5 protein-coding genes and 1 pseudogene are annotated in these 6,860 nt (G+C 64.3%); 4 read left to right on the top strand and 2 right to left on the bottom strand.

The annotated features are described in order from the left end of the window. Together Q7V45_RS13365 and Q7V45_RS13360 are read right to left on the bottom strand one after the other, a co-directional pair. Nucleotides 1-321, bottom strand: a pseudogene (locus Q7V45_RS13365) (ABC transporter substrate-binding protein); the annotation flags it as partial. Nucleotides 322-531: 210 nt separating this feature from the next. Continuing rightward, nucleotides 532-1,491, bottom strand: a complete 960-nt coding sequence (locus tag Q7V45_RS13360) for an ABC transporter substrate-binding protein (RefSeq protein WP_304852710.1) — start codon at nt 1,489-1,491, stop codon at nt 532-534. Nucleotides 1,492-2,084: 593 nt separating this feature from the next. On the opposite strand from Q7V45_RS13360, the gene Q7V45_RS13355 reads away from it, so the two are divergent. From Q7V45_RS13355 to Q7V45_RS13340, 4 genes are all read left to right on the top strand, one after another. Next, nucleotides 2,085-3,032 carry an ABC transporter substrate-binding protein gene (locus tag Q7V45_RS13355; protein ID WP_304852708.1) on the top strand — a complete coding sequence of 316 codons (948 nt, stop codon included), beginning with the start codon at nt 2,085-2,087 and terminating at the stop codon, nt 3,030-3,032. Continuing rightward, nucleotides 3,029-4,009 (top strand): ABC transporter substrate-binding protein, encoded by a 981-nt coding sequence (locus Q7V45_RS13350; protein WP_304852706.1) that lies wholly within the window; start codon nt 3,029-3,031, stop codon nt 4,007-4,009. Before Q7V45_RS13355 ends, Q7V45_RS13350 begins: the two co-directional genes overlap by 4 nt. Further along, nucleotides 4,006-4,956, top strand: a complete 951-nt coding sequence (locus Q7V45_RS13345) for an ABC transporter substrate-binding protein (protein ID WP_304852704.1) — start codon at nt 4,006-4,008, stop codon at nt 4,954-4,956. The genes Q7V45_RS13350 and Q7V45_RS13345 overlap by 4 nt, the downstream gene beginning before the upstream one ends. Then, nucleotides 4,953-6,860 (top strand): histidine kinase dimerization/phospho-acceptor domain-containing protein (locus tag Q7V45_RS13340; protein WP_304852701.1); only part of this gene is annotated, 1,908 nt, incomplete at its 3' end. The genes Q7V45_RS13345 and Q7V45_RS13340, both read left to right, overlap by 4 nt.

Genomic DNA, 6,860 nt, shown 5'->3' with positions numbered 1-6,860 from the left:
GGCCGTGCGCTGCACCACCAGGCGCGCCGCCGCCGGTCCCGGCACCACGAACACGGCAGTGCCGCGCTGCACCAATTCATCGATATAGCGTGAGGCGAGGGCAAGATCGCCGCTGGCGTGCCGCGCCTCGATCCGAACGCTCCGGCCCTCCACCAGTCCCTGCTCAGTCAGTCCATGTCGGAACGCTTCCAGCGTCGCAAGGTCGGCCTGCGGCGTGGCAAAGCCCAGGAAAGCTACGAGCGGTGGCGCGGCTTGTGCGCGGGCGGGCCCGTCGATGAAACTACCGCCAGCTAGTAGCCCGAGGACGGCACGACGATTCATGGGCCGAATTTATCAGGCCCGCGTCCTGTTGTCCGTCGTCATCGGCAACACGCACCGTACTGCCAATTTGGCAGTACATGCGGCGCGCGGTGCTTCAGCCCCTCCTACTCCGGGGCCATCGAGGCCTGCACCTGCACAGGCGGCACGACCTACTCCGAGGTCGCCCTTGCCGCCATCATCCCGGCCTTCCTCTTCTATGTGCGCGCTCTATCACTCGATCAGCTCATCGGCGCGGGCGAGAAGTGATCCTGGTACAGTGAGTCCCAGTTCCTTCGCAGTCTTGAGGTTGACCACCAGCTCAAATCGCGCAGCTCTCTCCATTGCCATGTCGCCCGGCGCTTCGCCCAGGAAGATGCGCGCGACGTAAAGTCCAACCCGACGCTGCAGTTCACCCCAGACCGCACCATAGCCCACGAGGCAGCCGGCTTCCGCCATGTGTCGCCATTCGCAGAAAGAAGGCACTCCGGCCTCCAGCGCCCTCTTGGCAAGAGAGTGAGCGTTGCTGGAAAATCCGGGAAACGATGCAACGAGCACAGCCTCGACACGGGCCGCCGACAGGGCCGCGAAGGCCGCCCCATAGCCGTCTGAGCCAGTGCTGCGGGCCACCACCAGTTCGATCCCAAGCCTGCGAGCCAAGCCCTCAATTGCGGAAACGCGAGCTTCGCTGGCAGTCGACCCCACCAGGTAACCGATCCGCCGTGCCGCCGGCACGACCTCTGTCGCGAACTCGAAGCGCTTGATATCCAGTTCCTCTGCCAGCATGACGACACCCGTCACACGGCCACCGGGGCGCGAAAGGCTCGAAACGAGGCCATCAGCCACCGGGTCACTGCCGGCGAAGCCCATCACGATCGGTACATCGGGGATAATCGCACTCAAGACATGTGCCACCGGATTGGAGACGGCGACGACGACATCTGGTTTCGAGGCGGCGATCTCGCGAGCGAGAGTCGGCAGAGATTCTGTCTGTCCTTCCGAAGACCGACTCTGAAGTATCAGGTTGCGCCCCTCGACAAAGCCCTGCCTTGCCAGTTCGGGTAACGCCCACCTTCTGAACGCGCTGATGGAGGCAGGACCGGTCGACAGCATGCCAAGGCGGAAAATGCGTTCCTGCGCGACAGCGGGGACTGCTGCAAACGTAAGCAGCGGAAGCAGCGCACGCCTCTTCATTGCATTGCCGCTACCAAGCGCACAGTCAACATACGCCCGGCGCCTTCAACGGAGTCGACTAAGGTAAAGAAGACACGCCATTTCGACCGGCCTCCCGACAACCGACACTCTTCAAAGCTCTTTGAACGCTAACATTTTGCCACGTTGTGCGAAAGCCGCGGGCGATTGGCACAGCTCTCCCGACGAAGCGCGAAAGCGCAGGTTTGCAGCCCTTCTCGATGCAGCTTGCGACGTTCTCGATGGAACCGATGACCGTAGATTTGAGGCGTTGACGCCTGCCGACATTGCCAACCACAGGCAGTCCAGCGTGGACACTCCCATGCTTTGCCATGCGATAATGCCGACTTTGAGATCCCTTGGTTCCGGACGGCCCCACCAAGCGAGCTGCCCTCCTCCCCTTCGCCGCAGCTTGCCCGCCCCAACCTCGCGCGGGCGGTTGAGGTGATCGAATGAAGGGTCTTGGGAGGGGAAGCTCTCGCCAAGGCATTTGCAAAGAGGCTACAGTTTGTTCCGGGGAGGGGGAGGCTCGTGTCTGCATGGGCATGTCTAACCATTTTGGCGTCCGAAGCCGTCGCCTGACGCGGCGAAGTACGTTGGCGTTAGCGCCGCTGCTCGGATTTCCGGCCGTGGTTGCCGCTCAGGTTCCTGCCAAGCTCCCGCGCGTCGGCGTCATCGCCTGGGAAGGGCCCGAGACGGCCCTTCGCGTCGACGAGGTCCGCAAAGCCATGGAAGTCGCGGGATATCGGGAGGGACTCAACGTCGCCTTCGAGTGGCGGTGGGCGGCGGGCAGCCGGGCGCGGGCAGCCGATGCCGCCGCCGAACTCGAAGCCTTGGGCGTCGACGTGCTCTTCGTGTTGACCACGCCCGTAGCCCATGCCGCAAAGGATGTCGTGCGCAAGACCCCTATCGTCTTCAGCGTGGCGGACGCGCTTGCCACGGGCCTGGTCAGCAATGTCACCCGCCCAGGCGGCCTGATGACAGGGGTCATGCTTTTCTCCCCGGAACTCGGCCCCAAGCGTCTGGAGATTCTGCGCGAGGCCATGCCTAATGTGTCGCGTGTCGGCTTCCTGGCATCGTCCCTCGACCCCAACGCCGCAACGTTCATCCGCGAAACGACCGCGGCAGCGAAGAGACTTGGCATTGCACTCGTTTCCATTGCAGTGCGCGGCCCCGAGGAGTTCGGCAGCGCCCTCGACCAAATGGTGAGCGAACGCGTTCAGGCCGTGATCCTGCAAACCTTGTTCAGCGCAACCTCGCGGCAGTTCATCGAACCGGCGCTGGCCCGGGGGCTTCCGTGCGTGGGCGATCAGCCTGTGTTCGCGGAGAACGGCGCCCTGTTGGCGTTCGGCTCGTATCGGCCACATCTCTTCGAGAGAGCGGCGTCACAGATCGATCGGATTCTGAAAGGCGCTAATCCCGGAGAAATCCCTGTCGAAGGACCTACAACGTTCTGGCTGGCCATCAACCAGAGGACGGCGCGCATGCTGGGGCTGACTCTCCCAGCATCTCTCCTCATCCGCGCCGACGAGGTGATCGAATGAAGCGACGTGGCGTTCTGGGCGGCCTGGGCATTGCCCTGCTTGCTCCGAGTCTCGCGCGAGCGCAGCGAGCGACATTGCCGCTCGTGGGTTTCGTCAGCCTTTTGCCGGAAGCCGCCTTGAAGGAACAGCTCATGGCTTTCCAGCGGGGGCTCCAGGAAGCGGGCCATGTCGCTGGTCGCACGGTGACGATTGAATACAGTTGGGCCAATAGCGCCCCGGATCTGCTTCCCCATCTGGCCGCCGACGTCGCGCGCAGGCACCCCGCCGTGATCGTGGCTGCGGGAGGCAACGTGGCCGCCCTTGCGGTGAAGCAGGCCACATCGACAATACCCATTGTCTTCACCGCCGTGCGTGACCCGGTGGCGGATGGACTCGTCGCAAGTCTCAACCGTCCCGGCGGCAACGTAACCGGCGTGGCCATTCTGGCAGGAGAACTCGACGCCAAGCGGCTGCAACTTCTTGATGAGATCGCGCCTGCGGAGGGTCCGATTTCGGTCCTGATCAACCGCAACAATCCAAGCGCCCTCGCCCAGCAAGCAGACTTGGATGCGGCAGCACGTGCCGTCGGGCGCCGAATGAGGCCCCTGATGGTCGGGACGGTGGCCGATATCGAGGAGACCTTCGCAACGCTCGGACTGCAACCGGACCGGCGCCTCGTCGTGGCGGCCGATCCCTGGCTTACGAGCCACCGCGGACTGATCGTCGGACTCGCGGCACGCCATCACGTCCCTGCGATCTTTCAGTGGCGGCAGTTCGCCGACGCCGGTGGACTTGCGAGCTATGGACCGGATTTCAGCGACGCCTATCGTCAGGCCGGTGTCCTGACAGGCCGCATCCTGCGGGGCGAAGCGCCGGCGAACCTTCCGGTGTTGCAGCCGACCAAGTTCGAGTTCGTGATCAACCTCTCGACGGCCCGGGCATTTGGCCTGACCGTTCCGTCTGCCGTCCTCGCACGGGCCGACCTGGTGATTGAATGAAGCGGCGCCAGCTTCTCGTCACCGCGACGTCGGCAGTCGCCTTGCCATTCGCCTCTCGCGCACAGACTGGCAAGGTCTTCCGCGTTGGCGTGCTGGTCCTCGGCCAGCCCGAGCCGTTCTGGACGATCTTCCGCGAGACGCTGAAAGATTTGGGCTACGTCGAGGGCGGCAACATCGATTTCGCCTTTCGCTCGGCCGAATTCGTTCTGGCCCGGCTGGATACCCTTGCGGCCGAGCTGGCGGCGCTCAATGTCGATGCCATCGTCGCAGTGCAAACACCGGCGGCCCTTGCGGCCAAGAAGGCAACGCGCACCATCCCGGTGGTGCTGGCCGGCGTCGGCGACGCTGTCGCGACAGGGCTGGTCACGAGCCTCGCCCGGCCCGAGGCCAATCTCACGGGAGTTTCGACGGCAACAGCCGAACTTGCCGGCAAGAGCGTCGAACTCCTGAAGGAGATCCTGCCGGCGGCGCGCCGCATCGCCGCCATCGCCAATGCACCAGACCCGTTCCACAAGCCTTTTCTCGGACAGCTCGACAAGGCGGGAGGGCAAAGCGGTGTCGCCATCGAGCCTGTGATGATCGAGCGCGAATCCGATCTGGAGCGGGCCTTCGCGGGCCTTGCCGACATCGACGCCGTGATCGTGCAGCCGAGCCTGTCGGTGAACCACACCGCCGGCCTTGCACTTGCGCATCGCCTGCCGTCGGCATCGGCATCGCGCCGCTTCCCCACAGCAGGTGGTCTCCTGAGTTATGCCGCCAACATCCAGCATATCTATCGGGATTCCGCGGTCTACCTCGACAGGATTCTCAAGGGCGCCAGGCCCGGCGACCTGCCGGTCCAGGGCCCGGTACAGATCGAATTCGTGATCAACCTCGTGACGGCGAAGAGGCTAGGCCTCACCATGCCGCAATCGATCCTGATCCGCGCCGACGAGGTTCTCGAGTGAAGCTGCCGTCCTTCCTTCGGCGCGGCGGCCTGTTCGCCAAGTACTTCCTGTCGCTCGTTGGCATCGTCACGTTCGTGCTGCTGATCAACGGCGTCCTCGACATGTGGTTCTCCTACGGCACGGCCAAGGACGCCCTCGGCCGCCTGCAGCAGGAAAAGGCCAATGGTGCGGCCGACAAGGTGGGGCAGTTCATCAACGAGATCGAACGCCAGATCGGTTGGACGACGCACCCGCAATGGGCAGCGGCCCCGGTCGACCAGCGGCGCTTCGACTTCATCCGTCTGCAACGCCAGGTACCGGCGATCACCGAACTGACCCAGATCGACGGCCAGGGCCGCGAGCAGCTCAAGGTGTCGCGGCTGGCAATGGACGTCGTAGGCTCGAACGCCGACCTCTCCGGCGATCCGCGCTTCACCGAGATCCAGAACAAGCGCGTCTGGTACAGTCCCGTCTACCTGCGCAAGGAGTCCGAACCCTATATGTCGATTTCGCTGGCGCGTACCGGGCGGCGCGCCGGCGCAACGGCGGCCGAGGTCAACCTCAAGCTCATCTGGGACGTGGTCAACGCCATCAAGGCCGGAGACAAAGGCTACGCCTATGTCGTGGACCGTGACGGCAGGCTTGTCGCGCACCCCGACATCAGCCTGGTGCTGCGCAATACCAACATGAGCCGTGTCGAGCATGTCGCCAAGGCTCTTGCGGAAATCAGGGACGGCAAGCCCGTGGCCGATAGCCAGGCCGACTTCGGCAGGGCACTCGACGGCACGCCGATCCTGTCGTCGGTCGCGACGATTCCTGCCCTGGGATGGCTGGTCTTCGTCGAGCAGCCGACCTCCGCCGCCCTCCAACCCCTCTTCACCTCCCTCTGGCAGACCGTGGCGCTGCTGGCACTCGGCCTCGCCATTGCCGCTGTCGGGGCCTGGTTCCTGTCGCGGCGCATGGCCTCTCCGATCCGCATTCTGTCCCGGGGCGCGGAGCGACTCGGACATGGCGATCTCGGACATCGCATCGACGTGAAGACCGGCGACGAGGTCGAAGGGCTGGCCAACAACTTCAATCGCATGGCTGGGCAGTTGCAGGAAAGCTATGCCGACCTCGAGCAGAAGGTCGACCGGCGCACCGCCGAACTGAGCGAATCGCTGGAGCAGCAGACGGCCACCGCGGAGATACTGCGAGTCATCTCGCAATCGCCGACGGATACGCAGCCGGTATTCAACGCCATTGCCGAAAGTGCCATGCGGCTGCTCAACGGCTGGAGCGTCTTGGTCTGGCGATACGACGGCGAGCGGATGCGCGTCATCGCCAGCCATGGCAGCCGGCCTGGATCGAACGCGTCCTCCGCGCACGCGGCACTGGGCGAACCGCGGCCCGAGGATCTCGCCTATCCGGGCGAAGCCATTCTCAAGCGCACCACTCTACAGATCGCCGATGTCGAGACCGACGACGTGCCGCCAATCGTGCGCGAGGTGGCCTATGCGCGCGGCTGGCGTGCCAACATTGCGGTACCGATGCTGCGCGACGGCGCGCCGGTCGGCTTGATCACAGTGAGCCGCAAGAATCCTGGTGCCTTCGACGAGCGCGAGATCAGGTTGTTGCAGACGTTCGCCGCTCAGGCCGTGATTGCGATCAGCAACGTGCGTCTCTTCACCGAGATTCAGGAGAAGAGCCGCCAGCTCGAGATCGCCAGCCAGCACAAGTCGCAGTTCTTGGCCAACATGAGCCACGAGTTGCGTACCCCTCTGAACGCCATTCTCGGCTATACGGAAATGATGGTCGACGGCCTTTACGGCGATGTCGGCCCCAAGGCCCAGGGCGTGCTCGAGCGCGTGCAGTCCAACGGCAAGCACCTGCTGGGACTGATCAACGACGTGCTCGACCTTTCCAAGATCGAGGCCGGTCAACTC

The organism is Reyranella sp. (assembly GCF_030651995.1).
Taxonomy (GTDB): domain Bacteria; phylum Pseudomonadota; class Alphaproteobacteria; order Reyranellales; family Reyranellaceae; genus Reyranella.
The sequence above is the reverse complement of the archived record's forward strand: the minus strand, read 5'-3'. Positions and strand labels throughout refer to the sequence as shown.

Excerpts from the sequence above, each read along its gene's own strand:
- Q7V45_RS13360 (WP_304852710.1), bottom strand. The coding sequence starts at position 1,491 with ATGAAGAGGCGTGCGCTGCTTCCGCTGCTTACGTTTGCAGCAGTCCCC.
- Q7V45_RS13350 (WP_304852706.1), top strand. The coding sequence starts at position 3,029 with ATGAAGCGACGTGGCGTTCTGGGCGGCCTGGGCATTGCCCTGCTTGCT.
- Q7V45_RS13345 (WP_304852704.1), top strand. The coding sequence starts at position 4,006 with ATGAAGCGGCGCCAGCTTCTCGTCACCGCGACGTCGGCAGTCGCCTTG.